Raw genomic sequence first — 23,382 nt, 5'->3', positions numbered from 1 at the left:
GCCACTTCCTTATGAGCTGAGGGTTTGATTTAACAAAGCAAGTACCTGGTCGGCGTCGCCCTGTCGCAGTTGGTTGATAAAATCCTGGTGGATAATTTTGCGGCACAGCGTGCCGATGATTTTGACCTGTTCCTCTTCGCCACTTTGTGGCACGCCGAGGCAGATCCAGCAATTGACGTCTTCGCCATCGCTGGCCTGCCAGTCAATGGCCTGCGTTTTGCGGGCGAATAACACGAACGGTTGTTTAACGCAGGCGCTTTTACCGTGCGGCACGGCGATGCCGGAACCAAATCCCGTGGAGTGCATTTTTTCGCGCAGCAGCAGGGTTTGCAGGAACTGGTGTGAGTCGGTGATAAAACCGTTTTGTAACGCCATTGTCGCCAACTGCTTCAGAACGGAATAAGCGCCATTGCCCTGAATATTCAGGTCAATACAGCTTGCAGTAAGTGCTGCCATTATTGGACTCCATGAAAAAATATTATAGTTAATTGTAACGGCGGGGCGGTTTTGTGATGAGCGCGGATATGTCGTGAAGTCGTGACAATATAAGGCAGAGTGAAGGATAAATTTTGTGGTGTAAGGCACATATTGATGGGAAAAATAAATTCAGTGAATAAAAAATCATTATTTAATGATGTTGTGAATGTTTAACTGTCGCACATGTTTTGCAGCAAGGTTATTTATATTTGTGGCTTATGAGTCAGCGTGAATTATATCTAATATTTTTTACGATATTTGGTTAAAAAAGGCACTATTGTTATATTCCTCACGTTCCAGGAAATCAGCGGATTTACTCATATTATGCAGCGGGATACTATCCATCGGCCTGCTGAAGTTGGATTAAAAATTCGAAAGTGCACACCTTATATTTCTCTATATACGTATTCCTTTTGGAAAGCGTAGGGTCTCTTTTATTTCAGGGAACGTAAATAATGAAAAAATCGACATTATCTTTAGCCATCGGTTTATTATTGGCATGTAGTACCGGAATGGCAAAAACACAGCATTTAACGCTGGAACAACGCATGGCATTGCTGGAAGAACGCCTGGAAGCGGCAGAAATGCGGGCAGCAAAAGCAGAGAGCCAGGTTAAACAGCTGCAGACACAACAAGCCGCTGAGATCCGCGAAATTAAGGCTGCCCAGGGCAATACGCCGGTAAATGGACAGGCAACGGCGGAATCTGCAAAGAAAAACTCCACCTCACCTAATCTTTTGCTCTCAGGTTATGGCGATTTAAAAATCTACGGCGACGTAGAATTTAATATGGATGCAGAAAGTAATCATGGCCTGCTGGCAATGACCAACGCTGATGTGAATAGCGATCCCACTAATGAACAGTGGAATCTCAATGGTCGTATTTTGTTAGGTTTTGATGGTATGCGAAAACTGGATAATGGCTATTTCGCCGGGTTCTCCGCACAACCGCTGGGGGACATGCACGGTTCAGTAAATATCGATGATGCGGTATTCTTCTTTGGGAAAGAGAATGACTGGAAGGTCAAAGTCGGCCGTTTTGAAGCCTACGATATGTTCCCGCTGAATCAGGATACCTTTGTTGAACATTCCGGTAATACTGCGAACGATCTTTATGACGATGGCAGCGGTTATATCTATATGATGAAAGAGGGCCGCGGGCGCTCTAACGCTGGCGGTAATTTCCTCGTCAGCAAACAACTTGATAACTGGTATTTTGAGTTAAACACGTTACTTGAAGACGGAACATCTTTATATAATGACGGTAATTATCATGGACGCGATATGGAGCAGCAGAAAAATGTTGCTTATCTGCGTCCGGTAATTGCCTGGTCGCCGACGGAAGAATTCACCGTTTCCGCAGCGATGGAAGCGAACGTAGTAAATAATGCTTATGGTTATACCGATAGCAAGGGTAATTTTGTCGATCAGTCCGATCGTACCGGCTATGGTATGAGCATGACCTGGAATGGCCTGAAAACGGATCCGGAAAATGGCGTCGTGGTTAATCTTAATACCGCCTATTTAGATGCTAATAATGAGAAAGATTTCACTGCCGGGATTAACGCGCTGTGGAAACGTTTCGAGCTGGGTTATATCTACGCGCACAATAAGATTGATGAATTCAGCGGTGTAGTTTGTGATAACGACTGCTGGATTGATGATGAAGGGACGTACACCATTCACACCATTCATGCGTCTTATCAGTTCGCTAATGTGATGGATATGGAGAACTTTAATATTTACCTCGGGACGTATTACTCCATTCTGGATAGCGACGGTGATAAAAAACACGGTGATGATACTGATGACCGTTACGGCGCACGCGTTCGCTTTAAATACTTCTTCTGATGAAGGCGCGGTGCTGGATATTTTCCGGCACCGCAACTCATTAAGGCAGGTAAAACACTTCTTGCAGCTCGCTACTGACTGGGCTGTTATCCGGGTTAGCTGGCATAACGTCGGTCATATACTTCCACCAACGTTGGCAAACATCAGTACTGGCTACCGCATTCCACCGTTCTTCAGATTCAATCTCTACCGTGGCAAACAGCAGATTACGCGCTTTGTCGAGGTAAATGGCGTAGTTATGCGCACCGTGAGATTTCAACACTGCTTCCAGTTCCGGCCAGATTGGATTATGCCGACGCTGATACTCTTCGTGGGCGTCGGGGTTAACCTGCATGACAAAGGCTTTGCGGATCATATTTGCTCCTTACAGCGCCAGCGCACTGGCAAGTGGTGTAACGCCGAAACGCTGGCCGAGTGCTATCAGCTCTTCACGACTGATGGTCTGTTTCATGCCGCCCATCGAATAAACCTTCACTAATACTTGTGCTGATTTTTCTGCGGTGTCGATTAAACCGAATGTTTCATCCAGTGTCGGACCGCTGCCGAAGACGCCGTGGAAGGGCCACAACACCAGCGAATGTTTTTGCATTTCCTGTGCGGTCGCCTGGCCGATTTCGTCGGTGCCGGGCACCATCCACGGCAAAATGCCGACGCCATCCGGGAACACTACCAGACACTCGGTGCTGCCTTCCCAAAGCTGGCGAGTGAAGACCGCGGTGTCGTTTTCCAATACGTAGGTAAGGGCGATCAGGTTGGTGGCATGGCAGTGCATGATCACCCGATCTTTACCGTTGGTGGCTTTAATGCGTTCGCAATGAGAGAGGAAGTGCGCCGGAAGTTCGGATGTCGGGACGGCTTCGTTGGTTAACCCCCAGAGAATATGGTAGCCCGCGCCGTCGCTGTCGACTTTTACGACGCCTAAGTTAGCCGCAGGATCAAGCTGGACGTTACGGAAGAATTTGCCGGAGCCGGTGACAATAAACGGTGTATTTGCCAGTAAAGGCATGGGCTGGCTGAGCGGGATATAGCGCGGTTGTGCATGAAAGTTGTCGTGATACGGTGCGATATCGGCGTCATCCAGGCGCAGCGTCAGGTTACCACCATTGCGCTCGTCCCAGCCTTTCAGCCAGGCGTCGGTGGTGGCTTTGATCATTCCCTGGACAAACCAGGACTGGGTAATGTTTTGCATGTTCTGTGTTCCTGTAAATTCGGTGTTGTCGGATGCACGACCCGTAGGCCGGATAAGGCGCTCGCGCCGCATCCGGCAGTGTTTACCCACGCTGGCTCAAAATCGCTTTCTCATAAGCCCGCACGCTTTCCAGCCATTCGCTACCCACTGGGGTATCGTGACGTTGGCAATACATTTCCCAGACCGCCTGCCACGGCAATGATTTTTGTTCTTCCAGCAGTGCCAGTCGTGCGGTGTAATCGCCCGCTGCTTCCAGCTTGCGCAGTTCAGTGGTAGGTTCCAGCAACGCACGTAGCAGGGCTTTTTTCATATTGCGCGTACCAATGACCCATGCGGCAATGCGGTTGATAGAGGCATCAAAGAAATCCAGGCCGATATGTACCCGGTCAAACAGATCGTGACGAACAATCTCACTGGCAATCGCCTGGGTTTCATCATCCAGCAGCACTACGTGATCGCTGTCCCAGCGAACCGGACGGCTGACGTGCAGCAGCAACTGCGGCACATACAGCATGGCGGCGGAAATCTTGTCGGAAATCACTTCAGTCGGGTGGAAATGCCCGGCGTCCAGGCACAGCGCCGTCTGGCGGCTGGTGGCATACCCCATGTAAAACTCATTGGAGCCAACCGTGTAGCTCTCCGCGCCAATGCCAAACAATTTGCTCTCAACGGCGTCGATATGGTGCGCCGGATCCAGCTTCTCGCTGATCACCTCATCCAGTGCTGCCAGCAGACGCTGACGTGGGGCGAGACGGTCAACGGTGATATCTTTCATGCCATCCGGGATCCAGATGTTCATCACCGACGGTGTGCCAAGTTGCTCGCCAAAATAGGCTGAAACACGGCGGCTGGCTTTGCAGTGATCAATCCAGAACTGGCGAATACTGTCGTCGGCATGGGAAAGCGTAAAGCCATCGGCGCTTAGCGGATGCGAAAAACAGGAGGGGTTAAAATCCAGACCGAGCTGATTGGCTTTCGCCCATTCAACCCAGTTTTTGAAGTGCTCTGGTTTGATTTGGTCGCGCGAGACTGGCGTGTCTGATTCCAGATAGATGGCATGTAAATTAAGCCGTTTCGGACCCGGAATCAGCCGCATAGCTTGTTCCAGATCGGCACGTAGCTCGCTGGCATTACGCGCTTTGCCCGGATAATTACCAGTAGCCTGAATCCCACCGGTCAGCGAACCTTCCGGGTTTTCAAAACCGGAAACATCATCGCCCTGCCAGCAGTGCATTGAAACGGGTAAACGATCAAGTTGGCGCAGCGCCTCCTCGACATCAATCCCCACCGCCGCGAAACGCTGTTTCGCCAGTTCCCAGGCCTGTTCCAGTTGAGTGGTCATGCACAAAGCTCCTTTGTCTGTCGTGTAGAGTGAATCTGCGCCACATAGTGGGCAATTTCACTGTCAGGATTAGGGGTAAAGGTGGTCAGATTCGCGGTGGTGCTGACGACCTGACGGAAATCATCCACATTGTTGAGTTCATCCAGCGTCATTAACTGGATGCCGATATTGCCGAGCGTCGAGGCTTCAACAGGCCCGGCGATCACCCGAATACCGCAGGCATCAGCACATAACTGGTTGAGCAGCGCGTTCTGGCAGCCACCGCCGACAATATGCAGTTGTGAGAAATCTTCACCGCGCAGTTGCGCCAGCTCATGCAACACATCGGCATACAGCAGCGCCAGACTGTCGACAATACAGCGCGCCAGTTCAGCATCACTTTCCGGGATTGGTTGCGCCGTTTCCCGACACGCAGCCTGAATTTCGCTGCACATCTCGTCAGGATTAATAAAGCGATCGTCATTGGGATTGATGGTGAAGCGGCAAGCCGGCAGTGCCTGTGTCGCGGCGATAAGCGCCGGAAGATCGTTGATTTGCCGCTCCTGAAGCACCCGCTGAAGCAGCCATAAGCCCATAATATTTTTCAGCACCCGATAGCGACCTTCCGCCCCGCCTTCATTGGTGATGTTGGCTGCCAGCGCCGTGTCATTGGTAAATGGTGTCTGGCTTTCGAAGCCCATCAATGACCAGGTGCCAGAAGAGAGATAAGCGGCGCGTGAACCGTTTAACGGCGAGGCGATAACCGCGCTGGCGGTATCATGGCTGGCAACGGCGACCACCGGAATCTCATTACCCTGCGGGCAAATCCAGTGCCCAATGACATTACCCGGATGCGTCGGGCGACCAAACCAGGCTTTGTTGGCCCCGCTCCACGCCAGTAGCGACTCGTCCCAGTCGTCGCTATTAATATTGACCAGTTGCGTGGTCGTGGCGTTGGTGTACTCCCAGTTCATCTTGCCGGTCAGGCGATAACTGAAGTAATCCGGCATCAGCAGAGCGTGAGCAATGTGTGGAATAAGCTCAGGTTGTTGCTCCGTCAGCGCACGCAACTGATAAAGCGTATTGAAGGGCAGAAACTGGATGCCGCTACGCTGATAAATATCGCGTTTGCCGAGTTGCTGTTGTGCCTGCGTCATCAGGCCATTGGTGCGGCTATCGCGATAAGCAACGGGCAGACCCACACGCTTACCCTGTAGGTCGAGCAGCACAAAGTCCACGCCCCAGGTATCAATCCCAATGCTATCGATACGAATCCCTTCCTCGCACACCTTGTTTAATCCAAGGCGAATGGCACTTTCCAGGCTATCCACATCCCAGGTGACATAACCGTTCTGGCTATGCAGGCCATTGTTAAAACGATAGATTTCGCGCAGCGTCAGGCTGCGGCATTCACGCTCGTAACGCGCCAGCATCACGCGCCCACTGGATGCGCCGAGATCGACGGCGACACAATTGCGAAAGGTCATAATGTGATCCTGCTGAATTTCATTACGACCAGTCTAAAAAGCGCCTGAATTCGCGACCTTCTCGTTACTGACAGGAAAATGGGCCATTGGCAACCAGGGAAAGATGAACGTGATGATGTTCACAATTTGCTGAATTGTGGTGATGTGATGCTTACCGCATTTCCTGAAAATTCACGCTGTATCTTGAAAAATCGACGTTTTTTACGTGGTTTTCCGTCGAAAATTTAAGGTAAGAACCTGACCTCGTGATTACTATTTCGCCGTGTTGACGACATCAGGAGGCCAGTATGACCGTATTACATAGTGTGGATTTTTTTCCGTCTGGTAACGCGTCCGTGGCGATAGAACCCCGGCTCCCGCAGGCGGATTTTCCTGAACATCATCATGATTTTCATGAAATTGTGATTGTCGAACATGGCACGGGTATTCATGTGTTTAATGGGCAGCCCTATACCATCACCGGGGGGACGGTCTGTTTCGTACGCGATCATGATCGGCATCTGTATGAACATACCGATAATCTGTGTCTGACCAATGTGCTGTATCGCTCGCCGGATCGATTTCAGTTTCTCGCCGGGCTGAATCAGTTGCTGCCACAAGAGCAGGATGGGCAGTATCCGTCTCACTGGCGCGTTAACCACAGCGTGTTGCAGCAGGTGCGACAGCTGGTTGCACAGATGGAACAGCAGGAAGAGGAAAATGATTTACCCTCGACCGCCAGTCGCGAGATCTTATTTATGCAATTACTGCTCTTGCTGCGTAAAAGCAGTTTGCAGGAGAACCTGGAAAACAGCGCGTCACGTCTCAACTTGCTTCTGGCCTGGCTGGAGGACCATTTTGCCGATGAGGTGAATTGGGATGCCGTGGCGGATCAATTTTCTCTTTCGCTGCGTACGCTACATCGGCAGCTTAAGCAGCAAACGGGACTGACGCCTCAGCGTTACCTGAACCGCCTGCGACTGATGAAGGCCCGACATCTGCTACGCCACAGTGAGGCCAGCGTTACTGACATCGCCTATCGCTGCGGATTTAGCGACAGTAACCACTTTTCGACGCTTTTTCGCCGAGAGTTTAACTGGTCACCGCGTGATATTCGTCAGGGACGGGATGGCTTTCTGCAATAACGCGAATCTTCTCAACGTATTTGTACGCCATATTGCGAATAATCAACTTCGTTCTCTGACCGAGGTAGCCACGGTGGCGCATCAGTTAAAACTTCTCAAAGATGATTTTTTTGCCAGCGACCAGCAGGCAGTCGCTGTGGCTGACCGTTATCCGCAAGATGTCTTTGCTGAACATACACATGATTTTTGTGAGCTGGTAATTGTCTGGCGCGGTAATGGTCTGCATGTACTCAACGATCGCCCTTATCGCATTACCCGTGGCGATCTCTTTTACATTCATGCTGACGATAAACACTCCTACGCTTCCGTTAACGATCTGGTTTTGCAGAATATTATTTATTGCCCGGAGCGGCTGAAGCTGAATCTTGACTGGCAGGGGGCGATTCCGGGATTTAGCGCCAGCGCAGGGCAACCACACTGGCGCTTAGGTAGCATGGGGATGGCACAGGCGCGGCAGATTATCGGTCAGCTTGAGCATGAAAGTAGTCAGCATGTGCCGTTTGCTAACGAAATGGCAGAGTTGCTGTTCGGGCAGTTGGTGATGTCGCTGAATCGCCATCGTTACACCAGCGATTCGTTGCCGCCAACATCCAGCGAAACGTTGCTGGATAAGCTGATTACCCGGCTGGCGGCCAGCCTGAAAAGTCCCTTTGCGCTGGATGAGTTTTGTGATGAGGCATCGTGCAGTGAGCGCGTTTTGCGTCAGCAATTTCGCCAGCAGACTGGAATGACCATCAATCAATATCTGCGGCAGGTCAGAGTGTGTCATGCGCAATATCTTCTCCAGCATAGCCGCCTGTTAATCAGTGATATTTCAACCGAATGTGGCTTTGAAGATAGTAACTATTTTTCGGTGGTGTTTACCCGGGAAACCGGGATGACGCCCAGCCAGTGGCGTCATCTCAATTCGCAGAAAGATTAATTCGCCATGCCCATGCCGACGATGTTGGCGGCGACAATAATCACCACACAACCGAGGCTCAACACCGTTACCGGACGGCGGCCTGCATTGTTCCACTCTTTCAGCACCAGCCCGACGATACCGCCGCACAATACATAGAAGCTCATATGCAGCATCCAGCTGATGTAGTCATACTGCGCCGGAATGCGGGCGTGGCCCCAGGCATAGAAAAAGAATTGCAGATACCACATCAAACCGCCCAGTGCCGAGAGTAACACGTTGTGAATGATTAGCGGTTTTGCCAGCGAAAAGTCGGCTTTTAGCGACAAATCCTTCACTTTTGCCAGACGAATGAAGCAGAAACCGAGGTTGATGATCGCGCCGCCTCCCATGATGACAACATAGCTTGGCAGAGCGACATACAGTGGATCGACGCCCAGTGCAGCAGCGGCTTCATGCATCGGTTTTGCGGCGTTCATCGCAAAGGACATCCCGGCAGAGAAAATGCCGCACATCACCGCCAGCACCAGCCCTTTTTTCAGGTTGAACTCTTCGGCTTTAATGCCCATCTTGCGCTCTTTCAACTGCCCGGCGCGAGTCACAATCCCTACGCCAATCAGCGCCACCAGAACGCCGAGCAACGTCATGCGTCCGCCTTCGGTATTAATCAGAACATCGAAATTGCCGTTGATAATTGGCGTCATCAGCGTACCGACAATCAACGTAATGCCAATGGCGATGCCAATTCCCATCGACATGCCGAGATAACGCATGGTCAGGCCGTAGTTGATATTACCGATCCCCCACATAGCGCCGAACAGAAAAACAGGCAGCAGCGTAGAGAGACTAAACGAGCTGTAATACGCCCAGAAATTCGGCAGTAACAGGGCGCTGATGGCCCACGGCAGAATAATCCACGAAACAATCCCACCAACTGACCACATGGTTTCCCATGACCATTTTTTTACTTTTTTGAACGGAGCGTAAAAACAGGCTGCACTGGCCGCGCCGATCAAATGCCAAAATATCCCCATCGTAATCGCGTTACTCATCTTCTTATCCTCATCATTTTTCGTCGCGTCACATCTCCGACGAGATGAGTGTAAAAATCGTGCTGTCGATTAACCTTTCGCCTGTTGCCGCCGCTGCCGATTTACTGGCAATCACGGCATTAAGTGGGTGATTTGCTTCACATCTTGGGCATTTTCCTGCAAAACCATACCCTTACGAAAAGTACGGCATTGATAATCATTTTCAATATCATTTAATTAACTATAATGAACCAACTGCTTACGCGGCATTAACAATCGGCCGCCCGACAATACTGGAGATGAATATGAGCTATACCCTGCCATCCCTGCCGTATGCTTACGATGCCCTGGAACCGCACTTCGATAAGCAGACCATGGAAATCCACCACACCAAACACCATCAGACCTACGTCAACAACGCCAACGCGGCGCTGGAAAGCCTGCCAGAATTCGCTAACCTGCCGGTTGAAGAGCTGATCACCAAACTGGACCAGCTGCCAGCAGACAAGAAAACCGTACTGCGCAACAACGCTGGCGGTCACGCTAACCACAGCCTGTTCTGGAAAGGTCTGAAAAAAGGCACCACCTTACAGGGTGACCTGAAAGCGGCTATCGAACGTGACTTCGGCTCCGTTGATAACTTCAAAGCAGAATTTGAGAAAGCGGCAGCTTCCCGCTTTGGTTCCGGCTGGGCATGGCTGGTGCTGAAAGGCGATAAACTGGCGGTGGTTTCTACTGCTAACCAGGACTCCCCGCTGATGGGTGAAGCTATTTCTGGCGCTTCCGGCTTCCCGATTGTGGGCCTGGATGTGTGGGAACATGCTTACTACCTGAAATTCCAGAACCGCCGTCCGGACTACATCAAAGAGTTCTGGAACGTGGTGAACTGGGACGAAGCAGCGGCACGTTTCGCGGCGAAAAAATAATCATTTGCTGCCTGCTGCAATGAGGCGTTTACGCCGCATTGCAGCTTAAAAAATGAACCATCGCCAACGGCGGTGGTTTTTTTGTGATCAATTTCAAAATAAAAACAATGATCCGATAAAAATAAAACAGTGTTTCAAATGGTGTGGTTTTGATCACTTTTATTGATCAAATGAATGTCTATCTTCGTTTCCATCAACACTGATGCTCCGTTGAGGAATGACGCATCAGCCCTTAAAAATATGCCGACAGGTGATGGAAATGCAGATAAAACGCTCGATTGAGAAAATCCCGGGGGGGATGATGCTCGTCCCGCTATTCCTTGGCGCACTGTGCCACACCTTCTCGCCGGGGGCGGGGAAATATTTTGGATCATTCACCAACGGGATGATTACCGGTACGGTGCCCATTCTGGCGGTGTGGTTTTTTTGCATGGGGGCGTCAATAAAATTAAGCGCGACGGGAACGGTATTGCGTAAATCCGGCACGCTGGTGGTAACAAAAATTGCCGTCGCGTGGGTGGTTGCGGCGATTGCCTCGCGCATTATTCCGGAACATGGTGTTGAAGTTGGATTCTTTGCCGGACTTTCAACGCTGGCGCTGGTGGCGGCGATGGATATGACCAACGGCGGACTTTACGCTTCCATCATGCAGCAGTACGGCACAAAAGAAGAAGCTGGGGCATTTGTGTTGATGTCATTGGAGTCCGGGCCGCTCATGACGATGATTATTCTGGGCACTGCCGGGATTGCCTCGTTTGAACCGCATGTTTTCGTCGGCGCAGTATTACCGTTCCTGGTGGGCTTTGCCCTTGGGAACCTTGACCCTGAATTACGAGAATTTTTCAGCAAAGCGGTGCAGACGCTGATTCCATTCTTTGCCTTCGCGCTGGGCAATACCATTGATTTGACTGTAATTGCCCAGACAGGTTTGCTGGGGATCCTGTTGGGTGTGGCAGTAATTATCGTGACCGGTATTCCGTTGATTATCGCTGATAAATTGATTGGCGGTGGCGATGGCACTGCCGGAATTGCCGCTTCCAGTTCCGCAGGGGCCGCGGTAGCGACACCTGTGCTGATTGCAGAAATGGTGCCTGCGTTTAAACCGATGGCTCCGGCAGCAACTTCGCTGGTAGCGACGGCGGTCATTGTGACTTCGATTCTGGTGCCAATTCTTACCTCTATCTGGTCACGTAAAGTCAAAGCCAGAGCGGCGAAAATCGAAATTTTAGGTACGGTGAAATAAACCTGCTTCCTTAATCCCCACAGCCGGATGAACTAACGTTCGTCCGGTTTGCTATTGAGCTCCTGCCTGGATACATACCGCGAAAACAGCACGCCTGACATAAAATAAATATGGTCTAATGGGGAAATTTCTCGTGGAGAGGGAACAGATGCGATATCCGGTTGATGTATACACAGGCAAGATTCAGGCTTATCCCGAAGGCAAACCCAGCGCAATTGCCAAAATCCAGGTTGATGGTGAGTTGATGCTGACGGAGCTGGGGCTGGAAGGTGACGAGCAGGCGGAGAAAATGGTTCACGGCGGGCCAGACAGAGCGCTTTGTCATTATCCTCGTGAGCACTATCTCTACTGGGCGCGGGAATTTCCGGAACAGGCGGAGTTGTTTGTTGCGCCTGCGTTTGGTGAAAATCTCTCAACCGACGGTCTGACGGAAAGTAATGTTTATATGGGCGATATTTTCCGCTGGGGAGAGGCATTAATTCAGGTCAGCCAGCCGCGCTCGCCTTGCTATAAACTCAATTACCATTTTGATATCAGCGACATAGCGCAGTTGATGCAAAACACGGGTAAAGTGGGGTGGTTGTATAGCGTAATTGCACCAGGGTTGGTATCTGCTGATGCGCCACTGGAGTTGGTTTCCCGTGTCAGTGATGTGACCGTGCAGGAGGCTGCCGCCATCGCATGGCATATGCCGTTTGATGACGATCAGTATCACCGTTTACTCTCCGCCGCCGGGTTATCGAAAAGCTGGACGCGGACGATGCAAAAGCGCCGACTGAGCGGCAAGATCGAAGATTTTTCCCGCCGGTTGTGGGGAAAATAACCCCCGGAGTGTAGGCCTGATAAGACGCTATCAGCGTCGCATCAGGCATCCTGCTCAAATGCCGGATGCGGCGTAAACGCCTTATCCTGCCTACAATGCGGAGTTTAACTCCGCTTATACAGCGGCAACCAAATCACCAGCCGTAAACCGCCAAGCGGACTGTCTTCCGCTTTAACCCAGCCACGGTGCTGCTGGATGGCGGTTTCAACAATCGCCAGCCCCAAACCTGTACCGCCAGATTCACGATCGCGTGCTTCATCGGTACGATAGAACGGACGGAAAATCTGTTCGCGATCTTCCGGGCTAACACCAGGACCATCGTCGTCCACCGTAATGGTGATACCGTCTTTATCTACCGCAAAGCCCACTTCAATCTTCGTATGGGAATAACGCAGGGCATTACGAACAATGTTTTCCAGCGCACTTTCCAGGGCGTTCGGATTGCCGTACAGCGGCCACGGCCCAGGCGGGAAGTTAACTGTCAACGACTTGCCCATTTGCTCGGCTTCGAACGCCGCGTTATCCAGCACTTCACTCCACAACTGATTGGCTTTGATGGTCTCGCTAACCAGTGCGTTTTTCTGCTGATTACGTGACATCACCAACAGGTCGTTAATCATGCTGTCCAGACGTTGCGCTTCGGTTTCAATACGCTCCAGTTCTTTGCTTTCACCGCTACGACGGCGCAGTAACGCCGTACCCAGTTGCAGACGCGTCAGCGGGGTGCGCAGCTCGTGAGAGATATCAGAAAGCAGACGCTGCTGAGAGGTCATCATGCGCTCCAGCGCGGTGACCATCTGGTTAAAACTGGCACCAGCGGCAAGGAATTCCTGTGGCCCCGCTTCAAGTTCCGGGTGCTGGCGTAAGTTTCCCTGGGCAACTTCATCGGCAGCGTTTTTCAGCTTACGCGCCGGTTTTGCCAGACTCCAGGCCAACCACAACAGCAGCGGCGTACTGACCAACATGGTGACAATCAGCAGTAATAGCGGGCGGTCAAACAGTAAGTTAATGAAATCGGATTGAGAACTGCTGGCCGGACGAATCAGATAAAGTTGGTAATTATCTTCGCCATCACGCACGGAGAACGGACCGACCAGTTCCACGCGGCCATACTTTTTCTTCTGCGGATGATCGGCGTTATCGGCCTGACCAATAAAGTTACGAATGATCTGCATTTCGCTGCGTTCAGCGCCGATCACGCGGCCTTCGGTGGTCACCAATAACAAACGCTGTCCTGGCGGTGCCCACTTATCAATCGCCCGGAACAGACGCCGCCACCACATTAAATCGTTGGGCGGATCGTTCGCCAGCTCCGCTTCGACATGCTGCTCAATCATCAGACCCTGACGCTGTTCGCTATCCAGAAGCTCGGTCATCTGGCGTGAATCGAGCTTGGGTAACATCAAAACCAACATCAACACCAGCGCCAGCGTCAGCCAGAAGATGGCGAAGATGCGCGCGGTTAAGCTGCCTATCATGAAGCAGAAACCATCAGATAGCCGCGACCACGCAAGGTTTTAAACCACGGATGACCATCTTTACGATCCGGCAGTTTACGACGCAGGTTGGAAATGTGCATATCAATAGCGCGGTCGAAAGGCGTCAGGCGTTTGCCCAGCACTTCCTGGCTTAAATGCTCACGGGAAACCACCTGACCCAGATGCTGTGCCAGCAAATAGAGCAGGGTAAACTCAGTGCCGGTTAACTCCAGCGTTTGCCCGTCGAAGCTGGCTTCCTGACGGCCTGGATTCAGCACTAAGGCATCAACTTCCAGTGTCGGTGAACCGTTGTCGTTGTTTTGCTGTTGCTCGCTCCAGTGCGAACGGCGCAGGATCGCGCGAATACGTGCCACCAGCTCACGATCATTAAACGGTTTCGGGAGATAGTCATCTGCGCCCAGCTCAAGGCCGAGAACGCGATCAAGTTCACTGCCGCGCGCCGTCAACATAATGACAGGCGTCTGGTGTGTCTGGCGAAGTGCTTTTAATGTGTCGATACCATTTTTCTTCGGCATCATTACATCAAGCAAAAGTAAATCAATGCTGTCGTCCAGAAGATCAAGCGCCTGTTCCCCATCGTGGGCAACAATCACGTTGAAGCCTTCCATCTCGAGCAGCTCCTTTAATAGGGAAGTCAGCTCTCGGTCATCATCAACTAACAGGATTTTATTCATTGTTTAAATACCTCCGAGGCAGAAATTACGTCATCAGACGTCGCTAATCCATGACTTTACGTTGTTTTACACCCCCTGACGCATGTTTGCAGCCTGAATCGTAAACTCTCTATCGTTGAATCGCGACAGAAAGATTTTGGGAGCAAATGATGCGCATAGTTACCGCTGCCGTCATGGCCTCAACGCTGGCAGTCAGTTCATTAAGCCACGCTGCTGAAGTCGGTTCAGGCGATAACTGGCATCCGGGTGAAGAACTTACGCAGCGCAGTACGCAGAGCCATATGTTCGACGGCATAAGTTTAACCGAACATCAGCGTCAGCAGATGCGAGATCTTATGCAACAGGCCCGGCACGAACAGCCTCCTGTTAATGTTAGCGAACTGGAGACAATGCATCGCCTTGTCACCGCAGAAAATTTTGATGAAAACGCTGTGCGCGCACAGGCAGAAAAAATGGCGAATGAGCAAATTGCTCGTCAGGTTGAGATGGCAAAAGTCCGCAACCAAATGTATCGCCTGTTAACGCCGGAGCAGCAAGCGGTTTTAAACGAGAAACATCAACAACGAATGGAGCAGTTGCGCGACGTGACGCAATGGCAAAAAAGTTCATCGTTGAAGCTATTGAGTAGTAGCAACTCACGTTCCCAGTAGTAAACCCTGTTTTCCTTGCCATAGACACCATCCCTGTCTTCCCCCACATGATGTGGGGGTTTTTTTTATCCTCAATTTGCTTGCTGCTTAATGCATTGCAGATGATTTGCTTCCGTTATACTACCGTCAGTTGATAGCGGGAGTATTTATGAATCAATCTTATGGACGGCTGGTCAGTCGGGCGGCGATTGCTGCGACGGCGATGGCTTCGCTGCTATTGCTGATTAAAATTTTTGCATGGTGGTATACCGGGTCGGTGAGTATTCTCGCCGCGCTGGTGGATTCGCTGGTGGATATCGGCGCGTCGTTGACGAATTTACTGGTGGTGCGATATTCCCTGCAACCTGCCGACGATAATCACTCGTTTGGTCACGGTAAAGCTGAGTCCCTCGCGGCGCTGGCGCAAAGTATGTTTATCTCCGGTTCGGCACTATTCCTGTTTTTGACGGGTATTCAACATCTGGTATCTCCAACACCGATGACAGATCCAGGCGTCGGGGTTATCGTGACAATTGTGGCGCTAATTTGTACGATTATCCTTGTCTCGTTTCAGCGGTGGGTGGTGCGCCGGACGCAAAGCCAGGCGGTGCGGGCTGATATGCTACATTACCAGTCTGATGTTATGATGAACGGCGCAATTCTGCTGGCGCTGGGGTTGTCCTGGTACGGCTGGCATCGCGCCGATGCTCTGTTTGCATTGGGAATCGGCATCTATATTTTATATAGCGCGTTACGCATGGGATATGAGGCGGTACAGTCATTACTGGATCGCGCATTGCCTGATGAAGAACGGCAAGAAATTATTGATATCGTGACTTCCTGGCCGGGTGTTAGCGGCGCTCACGATCTTCGCACGCGGCAGTCAGGGCCGACCCGCTTTATTCAGATTCATTTGGAAATGGAAGACTCTCTGCCTTTGGTTCAGGCACATATGGTGGCGGATCAGGTAGAGCAGGCTATTTTACGGCGTTTTCCGGGATCGGATGTGATTATCCATCAGGACCCCTGTTCCGTCGTACCCAGGGAGGGTAAACGGTCTATGCTTTCATAATCAGTATAAAAGAGAGCCAGACCCGCATTTTGTGTATAAAATACCGCCATTTGGCCTGACCTGAATCAATTCAGCAGGAAGTGATTGTTATACTATTTGCACATTCGTTGGATCACTTCGATGTGCAAGAAGACTTCCGGCAACAGATTTCATTTTGCATTCCAAAGTTCAGAGGTAGTCATGATTAAGAAAATCGGTGTGTTGACAAGCGGCGGTGATGCGCCAGGCATGAACGCCGCAATTCGCGGGGTTGTTCGTTCTGCGCTGACAGAAGGTCTGGAAGTAATGGGCATTTATGACGGCTATCTGGGTCTGTATGAAGACCGTATGGTACAGCTAGACCGTTACAGCGTTTCTGACATGATCAACCGTGGCGGTACGTTCCTCGGTTCTGCGCGTTTCCCGGAATTCCGCGACGAGAACATCCGCGCCGTGGCTATCGAAAACCTGAAAAAACGTGGGATCGATGCGCTGGTGGTTATCGGCGGTGACGGTTCCTACATGGGTGCAATGCGTCTGACCGAAATGGGCTTCCCGTGCATCGGCCTGCCGGGCACTATCGACAACGACATCAAAGGCACTGACTACACTATCGGTTTCTTCACTGCGCTGAGCACCGTTGTAGAAGCGATCGACCGTCTGCGTGACACCTCTTCTTCTCACCAGCGTATTTCCGTGGTGGAAGTGATGGGTCGTTATTGTGGCGATCTGACGTTGGCTGCGGCTATTGCTGGTGGCTGTGAATTCGTTGTAGTTCCGGAAGTTGAATTCAGCCGTGAAGACCTGGTAAACGAAATCAAAGCGGGTATCGCGAAAGGTAAAAAACACGCGATCGTGGCGATTACCGAACATATGTGTGATGTTGACGAACTGGCGCATTTCATCGAGAAAGAAACCGGTCGTGAAACCCGCGCAACTGTGCTGGGCCACATCCAGCGCGGTGGTTCTCCGGTGCCTTACGACCGTATTCTGGCTTCCCGTATGGGCGCTTACGCTATCGATCTGCTGCTGGCAGGCTACGGCGGTCGTTGCGTAGGTATCCAGAACGAACAGCTGGTTCACCACGACATCATCGACGCTATCGAAAACATGAAGCGTCCGTTCAAAGGCGACTGGCTGGACTGCGCGAAAAAACTGTATTAATGATTTCGGAAAAAGGCAGATTCCTTTAGCCTGAAACCGATGACAGAAGCAAAAATGCCTGATGCGCTTCGCTTATCAGGCCTACATGAATTCTGCAATTTATTGAATTTGCAAACTTTTGTAGGCCGGATAAGGCGTTCGCGCCGCATCCGGCATGGACAAAGCGCACTTTGTCAGCAATATGAGGCGGATTTCTTCCGCCTTTTTAATCCCTCAACATATACCCGCAAGTTATAGCCAATCTTTTTTTATTCTTTAATGTTTGGTTAACCTTCTGGCACGCTTTGCTCATCACAACACAACATAAGAGAGTCGGGCGATGAACAAGTGGGGCGTAGGGTTAACATTTTTGCTGGCGGCAACCAGCGTTATGGCAAAGGATATTCAGCTTCTTAACGTTTCATATGATCCAACGCGCGAATTGTACGAACAGTACAACAAGGCATTCAGCGCCCACTGGAAACAGCAAACTGGCGATAACGTGGTGATCCGTCAGTCCCACGGTGGTTCAGGCAAACAAGCGACGTCGGTAATCAATGGTATTGAAGCTGATGTTGTCACTCTGGCTCTGGCCTATGACGTGGACGCAATTGCGGAACGCGGGCGGATTGATAAAGAGTGGATCAAACGTCTGCCGGATAACTCCGCACCGTACACTTCCACCATTGTTTTCCTGGTACGTAAGGGCAATCCGAAGCAGATCCATGACTGGAACGATCTGATTAAACCGGGTGTTTCGGTGATCACGCCTAATCCGAAAAGCTCTGGTGGCGCGCGCTGGAACTACCTGGCTGCCTGGGGCTACGCGCTGCATCACAACAACAACGATCAGGCAAAAGCACAGGATTTTGTTCGGGCACTGTATAAAAACGTCGAAGTTCTGGATTCTGGCGCGCGCGGCTCCACTAACACTTTTGTCGAGCGCGGAATTGGCGATGTACTGATCGCCTGGGAAAACGAAGCTCTGCTGGCAGCGAATGAACTGGGGAAAGATAAATTCGAAATCGTCACGCCGAGTGAGTCTATCCTCGCAGAGCCAACCGTGTCGGTGGTCGATAAAGTGGTCGAGAAAAAAGGCACCAAAGAGGTGGCGGAAGCCTACCTGAAATATCTCTACTCGCCAGAAGGTCAGGAAATTGCCGCGAAAAACTACTACCGTCCGCGCGATGCTGAGGTGGCGAAAAAGTACGAAAATGCGTTTCCAAAGCTGAAGTTATTCACCATTGATGAAGAGTTCGGCGGCTGGACGAAAGCGCAAAAAGAGCATTTTGCTAACGGCGGTACGTTCGATCAGATCAGCAAACGCTGATTTCTCCAGGATAATTATCAAACCCGGTGGTTTCTCGCGACCGGGTTTTTTATTTGTCACGATTTTGCGTTACCCTTGCATCTCTTTGAGGTACAGGGAAAAAAAGATGAAAAAAGCGGGTCTTCTTTTTTTGGTGATGATAGTTATCGCCGTTGTGGCTGCCGGTATTGGTTACTGGAAATTAACCGGTGAAGAGTCGGATACATTACGTAAGATTGTCCTTGAGGAATGTTTGCCCAATCAGCAGCAAAATCAAAATCCTTCGCCATGTGCGGAAGTCAAACCCAACGCCGGATACGTGGTTTTAAAAGATCTTAATGGCCCACTGCAATATCTGTTGATGCCAACGTATCGTATTAACGGTACTGAAAGTCCTTTGTTGACCGATCCTTCAACGCCGAACTTCTTTTGGTTGGCCTGGCAGGCGCGTGATTTTATGAGCAAAAAATACGGCCAGCCGGTTCCCGATCGCGCGGTTTCTTTGGCGATCAACTCTCGCACCGGGCGTACGCAAAACCATTTTCATATTCATATTTCTTGTATTCGTCCTGATGTGCGCGAACAGCTGGATAACAATCTGGCGAACATCAGTAGCCGCTGGTTGCCACTGCCAGGTGGTTTGCGTGGGCATGAGTACCTGGCGCGTCGGGTAACGGAAAGCGAACTGGTACAACGCAGCCCATTTATGATGCTTGCAGAAGAAGTGCCTGAGGCGCGGGAACATATGGGAAGCTACGGGCTGGCAATGGTACGGCAGAGTGATAACTCATTTGTATTGCTGGCGACACAACGAAATCTACTGACGCTGAACCGTGCTTCAGCCGAGGAAATCCAGGATCATCAGTGTGAGATTTTGCGTTAAGGCGAGGAGTTAAGGAAAGTAAGTGCCGGATATGAAATCCGGCACCTGTCAGACTTAAGCCTGTTTAGCCGCTTCTGCAGCTTTAACGATCACTGCGAAAGCGTCAGCTTTCAGAGAAGCACCGCCAACCAGCGCGCCGTCGATGTCTGGCTGAGCAAACAGTTCTGCAGCGTTAGACGCGTTTACAGAGCCGCCGTACTGGATGATCACTTGTTCAGCGATGTTAGCGTCAACTTTAGCGATGTGGTCACGGATGAATTTGTGAACAGCCTGTGCCTGAGCCGGAGTTGCAGATTTGCCAGTACCGATTGCCCATACAGGTTCGTAAGCGATAACCGCACCTTCGAATGCCGCAGCCCCCTGAGTTTTCAGTACCGCGTCGATCTGACGTGCACAAACTTCTTCAGTTTTGCCCGCTTCGTTTTCCGCTTCGGTTTCACCGATGCACAGAACCGGAGTCAGTCCCTGCTCTTTCAGCACCGCGAATTTTTTCGCGATCAGTTCGTCAGACTCTTTGTGGTAAGTACGACGTTCAGAGTGGCCGATGATGATGTACTGTGCGCCGATGTCTTTCAGCATAGCAGCAGAGGTTTCACCGGTGAATGCGCCGGACAGGTTCAGGTCCACGTTTTGCGCACCCAGCATGATGTGGCTGCCTTCAGCTTCGCGCTTCGCCATATCGATGTACATTTCCGGTGGTGCGATTGCAACCGCACAGCCAGCAACACCTGCCAGCTCTTTACGCAGGTTAGAAACCAGCTCGTGAACCATGTGGCGGCTGCCGTTCAGTTTCCAGTTACCCATCACTAAAGGATGTCGCATTTTAATTCTCCACGCTTATAAGCGAATAAAGGAAGATGGCCGCCCCGCAGGGCAGCAGGTCTGTGAAACAGTATAGAGATTCATCGGCACAAAGGCTTTGCTTTTTGTCATTTATTCAAACCTTCAAGCGATTCAGATAGTGCCAGCTTAATCGGTTCAACAGCGAAGGTCAGCCCCTTTTCGCCGTTGTCCGCGACAACATAACGCAGTGCACCTTCTGTCTCGGTGTAATAACGTTTGTTTTTCCCCGCCGTTAGTAGCGACTGCAGTTTTTTCTGGCTTTGTGTTTTGGTCATTAATGGGGTGAGTGTGCGGATCACCGCTGCCATGTATTCCTGAGCTTTCGCTTTCGCGGCTTTTTGCTCTGGCCCCTGGATGGGTAGCCAGGTCATTTGAATGCTTTTGATTTTTAAGGTACCGCGCTCCAGCGCTGTAGAAGCATACAAGTTCTCGTTAATTTTACTGGCAGCACGAGTGAGATTGGCTTTGTCGGGACTGCTGTCGATGGCACGAAATTCGTTCAGTGGCAGGCTGGGATTCTGGCTGTTAAAGTCTTCTCGAAACTGGCTGATGGAGAGATCGAAAGTAGGGGCTCCAGCCAGCAGATAAGGCGCGGTCGTTGCCGTATCTGGTGTTTGTGCATGCGCCGTTGTTGTAACGGTTAATGCAGAATATAAGAGAAAAAACAGCGTACACCCTGGCTTCATTGACAGTACCTTTTGTTATGACTGGCTCCGATTAAAACGATATCTGTCGCCCTTGTCAAAAGGGTAGAATCCTGGAAAAGACAACCATCAAGGAACTTACATGACCATACAGCAATGGTTATTCTCATTTAAAGGGCGTATTGGACGCCGTGATTTCTGGATTTGGATAGGCCTGTGGTTCGCAGGCATGCTGGTGCTTTTCTCACTGGCGGGTAAAAATTTACTCGATATTCAGACCGCGGCGTTTTGCCTTGTGTGCTTGCTTTGGCCAACAGCGGCAGTAACCGTTAAGCGCTTGCATGATCGCGGGCGTTCCGGCGCATGGGCATTTCTGATGATTGTGGCGTGGATGCTGCTGGCGGGTAACTGGGCGATTTTACCGGGTGTCTGGCAATGGGCGGTGGGGCGTTTTGTCCCGACATTGATTCTGGTGATGATGCTTATCGATCTTGGTGCGTTTGTTGGCACACAAGGCGAAAATAAATATGGTAAAGATACCCAGGATGTGAAGTATAAAGCCGACAATAAATCAAGTAATTAACCTTTAATATATCTCTTACTGCTATTTTTTTCCGGGATTGTTATTTCCACGATGCAAGTGACAATGCCCGGAAAATCCTTCTGAACTCTTCACCTTAAGCAATATCAAAAAAAATGGTAATCCATAAGATCATTACTTGTTTGTTCTTCCTTTAACGGCGCATTATTCTTAAGTCGTAATCGACAGAGAGGCGAATATACAGAGGTGCCCTATGAAAGATGTCGTAGATAAATGCAGTACTAAAGGATGTGCGATTGATATCGGTACGGTGATTGATAACGACAACTGTACCAGTAAGTTTTCGCGCTTTTTTGCCACCCGCGAAGAAGCAGAGTCCTTTATGACCAAACTGAAAGAGCTTGCCGCCGCTGCATCCTCTGCAGATGAAGGGGCCAGCGTAGCCTATAAGATTAAGGATCTGGAAGGGCAAGTTGAGCTTGATGCGGCCTTCACCTTCTCATGCCAGGCCGAGATGATTATTTTTGAGTTATCACTGCGTTCGTTAGCTTGATGGAGTTGCTTTAGAAGGAGTTAAACATGGCTTATAAACACATTGGCGTGGCAATTTCCGGGAATGAAGAAGATGCCTTACTGGTGAATAAAGCCCTGGAGCTCGCCAGACATAATGACGCTCACCTGACGTTAATTCATATTGATGATGGCTTAAGCGAGTTGTATCCGGGTATCTACTTCCCTGCAACAGAAGATATTCTTCAATTGTTGAAGAATAAGTCGGATAACAAGCTGTATAAACTGACGAAAAATATTCAATGGCCGAAGACAAAACTGCGTATTGAACGCGGAGAAATGCCGGAAACACTGCTGGAAATTATGCAAAAAGAGCAGTGCGACCTCCTTGTCTGTGGTCATCACCACTCATTTATCAACCGTTTGATGCCGGCATATCGCGGGATGATCAATAAGTTGAGTGCGGATTTGCTCATCGTGCCGTTTATCGATAAGTAACCGCTTACCAGTAATGCTCCGCTGTCATATGGCCCGGTCGGCGACGTAAATGTTTCGTCATCTGCCGGGTCTCTTTCAGCAACTGTTGCGTATCGCGCACCATCTGTGGATTGCCGCACAGCATCACATGGCTGGTTTCTTTATTCATCGGCAGGCCAACCGCGCTTTCCAGTTCACCACTTTCAATTAACGCCGGTATCCGCCCAGTGAGCGAACCCGCAGCCGTTTCCCGACTGACCACCGTCTGAATGCGCAGTTTGCCTTCGTAGCGTTTTTCCAGTTCTTGCATCAGTGGCAAATAGCTTAAGTCGGCGGCATAACGTGCGGCGTGAACCAGGACCAGATTTTTGAAGCGATCTAAATCTTTACCCAGTTGCAGAATCGATAGATAAGGGCCAATCGCTGTACCGGTTGCCAGCATCCATAGCGTTTCGCAATCTGGTACTTCATCCAGAACAAAGAAGCCAGCTGCTTCGCTAACCACCTGCACTTCATCGCCCGGTTTCAGTGCCGCCAATCGTGGGCTTAATTTGCCATCGGGGACGGTGACCAGGTAAAACTCCAGATCGGGATTATCGGGCGAGTTAACATAGGAGTAGGCGCGCTGGACGCGTTCACCGTCGATTTCAAGGCCAAGCTTGGTAAATTGCCCGGCGGTAAACGGAAGCACGGGGGCGTGAACGGTGAGACTAAACAGGGCGTCGGTCCAGTTCTGCACTTTAGTGACTTTGCCTGTTACCCAATCAGCCATGTTTTTCTCCTGTTTTGATTGACTTGCCTTATCTT

25 protein-coding genes are annotated in these 23,382 nt (G+C 50.6%); 14 read left to right on the top strand and 11 right to left on the bottom strand.

The features are described from left to right. Positions 1-9 precede the first annotated feature (9 nt). Positions 10-456 (bottom strand): PTS fructose transporter subunit IIA, encoded by a 447-nt coding sequence (locus ACJHWR_RS15595; protein ID WP_000729606.1) that lies wholly within the window; start codon positions 454-456, stop codon positions 10-12. Between the two features lie 476 nt (positions 457-932). Between ACJHWR_RS15595 and ACJHWR_RS15590 the strand changes: the two genes are divergently transcribed. Further along, on the top strand, positions 933-2,327 hold the full coding sequence (locus ACJHWR_RS15590; protein ID WP_000749944.1) for a carbohydrate porin: 1,395 nt from the start codon (positions 933-935) through the stop codon (positions 2,325-2,327). Positions 2,328-2,367: 40 nt separating this feature from the next. Here ACJHWR_RS15590 and rhaM read toward each other — a convergent pair whose 3' ends face one another. From rhaM to rhaB, 4 genes are all read right to left on the bottom strand, one after another. Continuing rightward, complete coding sequence (rhaM, locus tag ACJHWR_RS15585) at positions 2,368-2,682, bottom strand: L-rhamnose mutarotase (protein WP_000619503.1); 315 nt, start codon at positions 2,680-2,682, stop codon at positions 2,368-2,370. A gap of 9 nt (positions 2,683-2,691) precedes the next feature. Continuing rightward, the gene (gene rhaD, locus ACJHWR_RS15580; RefSeq protein ID WP_001179733.1) at positions 2,692-3,516 is read right to left on the bottom strand and encodes a rhamnulose-1-phosphate aldolase; all 825 of its coding nucleotides are present in this window, start codon (positions 3,514-3,516) and stop codon (positions 2,692-2,694) included. Positions 3,517-3,598: 82 nt separating this feature from the next. Beyond that, on the bottom strand, positions 3,599-4,858 hold the full coding sequence (gene rhaA / locus ACJHWR_RS15575) for an L-rhamnose isomerase (protein WP_000211494.1): 1,260 nt from the start codon (positions 4,856-4,858) through the stop codon (positions 3,599-3,601). Next, complete coding sequence (rhaB, locus tag ACJHWR_RS15570; protein ID WP_000144113.1) at positions 4,855-6,324, bottom strand: rhamnulokinase; 1,470 nt, start codon at positions 6,322-6,324, stop codon at positions 4,855-4,857. The genes rhaA and rhaB overlap by 4 nt, the downstream gene beginning before the upstream one ends. A gap of 287 nt (positions 6,325-6,611) precedes the next feature. Here rhaB and rhaS point away from each other — a divergent pair, with 287 nt between their 5' ends. Continuing rightward, positions 6,612-7,448: an HTH-type transcriptional activator RhaS gene (gene rhaS, locus ACJHWR_RS15565; protein ID WP_000217150.1), complete on the top strand. Its 837-nt coding sequence runs from the start codon at positions 6,612-6,614 to the stop codon at positions 7,446-7,448. 73 nt (positions 7,449-7,521) lie between these two features. Next, positions 7,522-8,370, top strand: coding sequence for an HTH-type transcriptional activator RhaR (gene rhaR, locus ACJHWR_RS15560; protein WP_024175827.1), 849 nt, complete (start codon positions 7,522-7,524; stop codon positions 8,368-8,370). Here rhaR and rhaT read toward each other — a convergent pair. Further along, the gene (gene rhaT, locus ACJHWR_RS15555; protein ID WP_000063508.1) at positions 8,367-9,401 is read right to left on the bottom strand and encodes an L-rhamnose/proton symporter RhaT; all 1,035 of its coding nucleotides are present in this window, start codon (positions 9,399-9,401) and stop codon (positions 8,367-8,369) included. The genes rhaR and rhaT overlap by 4 nt on opposite strands. Positions 9,402-9,685: 284 nt before the next feature. Here rhaT and sodA point away from each other — a divergent pair, with 284 nt between their 5' ends. The 3 genes from sodA (at position 9,686) to yiiM (ending at position 12,372) form a co-directional block, all read left to right on the top strand. After that, positions 9,686-10,306 carry a superoxide dismutase [Mn] gene (gene sodA, locus ACJHWR_RS15550; RefSeq protein ID WP_001361705.1) on the top strand — a complete coding sequence of 207 codons (621 nt, stop codon included), beginning with the start codon at positions 9,686-9,688 and terminating at the stop codon, positions 10,304-10,306. A gap of 259 nt (positions 10,307-10,565) precedes the next feature. Next, positions 10,566-11,549, top strand: coding sequence for a 2-keto-3-deoxygluconate transporter (gene kdgT, locus ACJHWR_RS15545; protein ID WP_001166063.1), 984 nt, complete (start codon positions 10,566-10,568; stop codon positions 11,547-11,549). Between the two features lie 148 nt (positions 11,550-11,697). Beyond that, on the top strand, positions 11,698-12,372 hold the full coding sequence (gene yiiM, locus ACJHWR_RS15540; protein ID WP_001270277.1) for a 6-hydroxyaminopurine reductase: 675 nt from the start codon (positions 11,698-11,700) through the stop codon (positions 12,370-12,372). A gap of 104 nt (positions 12,373-12,476) precedes the next feature. On the opposite strand, the gene cpxA is transcribed toward yiiM, so the two are convergent. Continuing rightward, positions 12,477-13,850 (bottom strand): envelope stress sensor histidine kinase CpxA, encoded by a 1,374-nt coding sequence (cpxA, locus tag ACJHWR_RS15535; RefSeq protein WP_000580417.1) that lies wholly within the window; start codon positions 13,848-13,850, stop codon positions 12,477-12,479. After that, positions 13,847-14,545 (bottom strand): envelope stress response regulator transcription factor CpxR, encoded by a 699-nt coding sequence (gene cpxR, locus ACJHWR_RS15530; protein ID WP_001033722.1) that lies wholly within the window; start codon positions 14,543-14,545, stop codon positions 13,847-13,849. Before cpxR ends, cpxA begins: the two co-directional genes overlap by 4 nt. A gap of 149 nt (positions 14,546-14,694) precedes the next feature. On the opposite strand from cpxR, the gene cpxP reads away from it, so the two are divergent. The 5 genes from cpxP to cdh all read left to right on the top strand — a co-directional run bounded on the left by cpxP (position 14,695) and on the right by cdh (position 19,560). After that, positions 14,695-15,195, top strand: coding sequence for a cell-envelope stress modulator CpxP (cpxP, locus tag ACJHWR_RS15525; protein WP_001223800.1), 501 nt, complete (start codon positions 14,695-14,697; stop codon positions 15,193-15,195). Between the two features lie 148 nt (positions 15,196-15,343). Continuing rightward, on the top strand, positions 15,344-16,246 hold the full coding sequence (gene fieF, locus ACJHWR_RS15520) for a CDF family cation-efflux transporter FieF (protein WP_001076748.1): 903 nt from the start codon (positions 15,344-15,346) through the stop codon (positions 16,244-16,246). Between the two features lie 180 nt (positions 16,247-16,426). Then, the gene (pfkA, locus tag ACJHWR_RS15515) at positions 16,427-17,389 is read left to right on the top strand and encodes a 6-phosphofructokinase (protein ID WP_000591795.1); all 963 of its coding nucleotides are present in this window, start codon (positions 16,427-16,429) and stop codon (positions 17,387-17,389) included. A gap of 319 nt (positions 17,390-17,708) precedes the next feature. Beyond that, positions 17,709-18,698, top strand: a complete 990-nt coding sequence (gene sbp, locus ACJHWR_RS15510) for a sulfate/thiosulfate ABC transporter substrate-binding protein Sbp (RefSeq protein WP_001045689.1) — start codon at positions 17,709-17,711, stop codon at positions 18,696-18,698. Between the two features lie 106 nt (positions 18,699-18,804). Continuing rightward, a complete protein-coding gene (gene cdh, locus ACJHWR_RS15505) occupies positions 18,805-19,560 on the top strand; it encodes a CDP-diacylglycerol diphosphatase (RefSeq protein WP_000708998.1) in 756 nt (251 codons plus the stop codon). Between the two features lie 54 nt (positions 19,561-19,614). Here the strand turns inward: cdh and tpiA are convergent, their stop codons facing one another. Further along, entirely contained in the window at positions 19,615-20,382 is a 768-nt protein-coding gene (tpiA, locus tag ACJHWR_RS15500; protein ID WP_001216325.1) for a triose-phosphate isomerase, read from the bottom strand. A gap of 107 nt (positions 20,383-20,489) precedes the next feature. Further along, entirely contained in the window at positions 20,490-21,089 is a 600-nt protein-coding gene (locus tag ACJHWR_RS15495; RefSeq protein ID WP_000802233.1) for a YiiQ family protein, read from the bottom strand. 100 nt (positions 21,090-21,189) lie between these two features. Here ACJHWR_RS15495 and ACJHWR_RS15490 point away from each other — a divergent pair, with 100 nt between their 5' ends. The 3 genes from ACJHWR_RS15490 (at position 21,190) to uspD (ending at position 22,596) form a co-directional block, all read left to right on the top strand. Beyond that, complete coding sequence (locus ACJHWR_RS15490; protein ID WP_000155257.1) at positions 21,190-21,630, top strand: DUF805 domain-containing protein; 441 nt, start codon at positions 21,190-21,192, stop codon at positions 21,628-21,630. Positions 21,631-21,841: 211 nt separating this feature from the next. Beyond that, on the top strand, positions 21,842-22,141 hold the full coding sequence (locus ACJHWR_RS15485; protein WP_000655986.1) for a DUF406 domain-containing protein: 300 nt from the start codon (positions 21,842-21,844) through the stop codon (positions 22,139-22,141). 26 nt (positions 22,142-22,167) lie between these two features. After that, positions 22,168-22,596: a universal stress protein UspD gene (uspD, locus tag ACJHWR_RS15480; protein ID WP_000323555.1), complete on the top strand. Its 429-nt coding sequence runs from the start codon at positions 22,168-22,170 to the stop codon at positions 22,594-22,596. 4 nt (positions 22,597-22,600) lie between these two features. Here the strand turns inward: uspD and fpr are convergent, their stop codons facing one another. Continuing rightward, positions 22,601-23,347, bottom strand: coding sequence for a ferredoxin--NADP(+) reductase (fpr, locus tag ACJHWR_RS15475; RefSeq protein WP_000796322.1), 747 nt, complete (start codon positions 23,345-23,347; stop codon positions 22,601-22,603). Positions 23,348-23,382: the final 35 nt, after the last annotated feature.

Source organism: Escherichia sp. WS568 (genome assembly GCF_046486085.1).
GTDB lineage: Bacteria > Pseudomonadota > Gammaproteobacteria > Enterobacterales > Enterobacteriaceae > Escherichia > Escherichia coli.
Note: the sequence above shows the minus strand (reverse complement) of the source record. Positions and strands in the feature narration are given on the sequence as shown.

What these genes read in the sequence shown, in the direction of transcription:
- rhaM (WP_000619503.1), bottom strand. Translation starts at nt 2,682, where the DNA reads ATGATCCGCAAAGCCTTTGTCATGCAGGTTAACCCCGACGCCCACGAA.
- fieF (WP_001076748.1), top strand. Translation starts at nt 15,344, where the DNA reads ATGAATCAATCTTATGGACGGCTGGTCAGTCGGGCGGCGATTGCTGCG.
- sbp (WP_001045689.1), top strand. Translation starts at nt 17,709, where the DNA reads ATGAACAAGTGGGGCGTAGGGTTAACATTTTTGCTGGCGGCAACCAGC.
- fpr (WP_000796322.1), bottom strand. Translation starts at nt 23,347, where the DNA reads ATGGCTGATTGGGTAACAGGCAAAGTCACTAAAGTGCAGAACTGGACC.
- rhaT (WP_000063508.1), bottom strand. Translation starts at nt 9,401, where the DNA reads ATGAGTAACGCGATTACGATGGGGATATTTTGGCATTTGATCGGCGCG.
- rhaB (WP_000144113.1), bottom strand. Translation starts at nt 6,324, where the DNA reads ATGACCTTTCGCAATTGTGTCGCCGTCGATCTCGGCGCATCCAGTGGG.
- cpxR (WP_001033722.1), bottom strand. Translation starts at nt 14,545, where the DNA reads ATGAATAAAATCCTGTTAGTTGATGATGACCGAGAGCTGACTTCCCTA.
- yiiM (WP_001270277.1), top strand. Translation starts at nt 11,698, where the DNA reads ATGCGATATCCGGTTGATGTATACACAGGCAAGATTCAGGCTTATCCC.
- ACJHWR_RS15490 (WP_000155257.1), top strand. Translation starts at nt 21,190, where the DNA reads ATGACCATACAGCAATGGTTATTCTCATTTAAAGGGCGTATTGGACGC.
- ACJHWR_RS15590 (WP_000749944.1), top strand. Translation starts at nt 933, where the DNA reads ATGAAAAAATCGACATTATCTTTAGCCATCGGTTTATTATTGGCATGT.
- uspD (WP_000323555.1), top strand. Translation starts at nt 22,168, where the DNA reads ATGGCTTATAAACACATTGGCGTGGCAATTTCCGGGAATGAAGAAGAT.
- ACJHWR_RS15595 (WP_000729606.1), bottom strand. Translation starts at nt 456, where the DNA reads ATGGCAGCACTTACTGCAAGCTGTATTGACCTGAATATTCAGGGCAAT.
- pfkA (WP_000591795.1), top strand. Translation starts at nt 16,427, where the DNA reads ATGATTAAGAAAATCGGTGTGTTGACAAGCGGCGGTGATGCGCCAGGC.
- kdgT (WP_001166063.1), top strand. Translation starts at nt 10,566, where the DNA reads ATGCAGATAAAACGCTCGATTGAGAAAATCCCGGGGGGGATGATGCTC.
- tpiA (WP_001216325.1), bottom strand. Translation starts at nt 20,382, where the DNA reads ATGCGACATCCTTTAGTGATGGGTAACTGGAAACTGAACGGCAGCCGC.
- sodA (WP_001361705.1), top strand. Translation starts at nt 9,686, where the DNA reads ATGAGCTATACCCTGCCATCCCTGCCGTATGCTTACGATGCCCTGGAA.
- rhaS (WP_000217150.1), top strand. Translation starts at nt 6,612, where the DNA reads ATGACCGTATTACATAGTGTGGATTTTTTTCCGTCTGGTAACGCGTCC.
- rhaA (WP_000211494.1), bottom strand. Translation starts at nt 4,858, where the DNA reads ATGACCACTCAACTGGAACAGGCCTGGGAACTGGCGAAACAGCGTTTC.
- ACJHWR_RS15495 (WP_000802233.1), bottom strand. Translation starts at nt 21,089, where the DNA reads ATGAAGCCAGGGTGTACGCTGTTTTTTCTCTTATATTCTGCATTAACC.
- rhaD (WP_001179733.1), bottom strand. Translation starts at nt 3,516, where the DNA reads ATGCAAAACATTACCCAGTCCTGGTTTGTCCAGGGAATGATCAAAGCC.
- ACJHWR_RS15485 (WP_000655986.1), top strand. Translation starts at nt 21,842, where the DNA reads ATGAAAGATGTCGTAGATAAATGCAGTACTAAAGGATGTGCGATTGAT.
- cpxA (WP_000580417.1), bottom strand. Translation starts at nt 13,850, where the DNA reads ATGATAGGCAGCTTAACCGCGCGCATCTTCGCCATCTTCTGGCTGACG.
- cpxP (WP_001223800.1), top strand. Translation starts at nt 14,695, where the DNA reads ATGCGCATAGTTACCGCTGCCGTCATGGCCTCAACGCTGGCAGTCAGT.
- cdh (WP_000708998.1), top strand. Translation starts at nt 18,805, where the DNA reads ATGAAAAAAGCGGGTCTTCTTTTTTTGGTGATGATAGTTATCGCCGTT.